Source organism: Ralstonia sp. VS2407 (genome assembly GCF_052950655.1).
On the sequence record NZ_JBRFVG010000369.1, the window covers coordinates 1 to 435 of the forward strand.

Annotated in this window: 1 protein-coding gene; it reads right to left on the reverse strand. The window is 67.6% G+C overall.

Annotated features, from left to right (window positions below; translation table 11 throughout):
* Positions 1-212: 212 nt before the first annotated feature.
* Positions 213-435: hypothetical protein (locus tag ACU8YE_RS25510; protein ID WP_446930392.1), on the reverse strand; the 223-nt coding region annotated here is incomplete at its 5' end.

The following is a 435-nucleotide window of genomic DNA, read 5'->3' on the forward strand; positions in this document are numbered from 1 at the left end:
GGCCATGTTTTCAACGCGGGCTCGCATAAGGGGTCGATCGCCGGCAGCGCGATCACCGAAGGCAACGGCCCGTGACACGCATCTCGCAGATTGGTTCCTGTGCCATCGTCGAGGCCTCTGCCACCGACATGCCATTGTGCAGGGACGAGAAGCGCTTGGCCGTGGGACGCGTCGGCGAACGCGGCGTCGGCGTAGCCGCCGGCTCGGCTTGATCAGGCCAGGATGACCGCGATCAAATGGCGGTTCGCCCGGATGGACGCGATAGTCCGGTCGATCTCGCGCAGAAGCAGTTCCGCGTCGGCACGCATCTCAGGGCTATTGAGCGGGCCGGCGACGATCCGCGCCTGTTGGGCCCGGCGCAGCTCGGCCGCGGCGAGGTCCCGTTCCGCCTGCGCAAGCATGTCCCGCAGGTAGGCGTCAGGCCGTGTCGACATG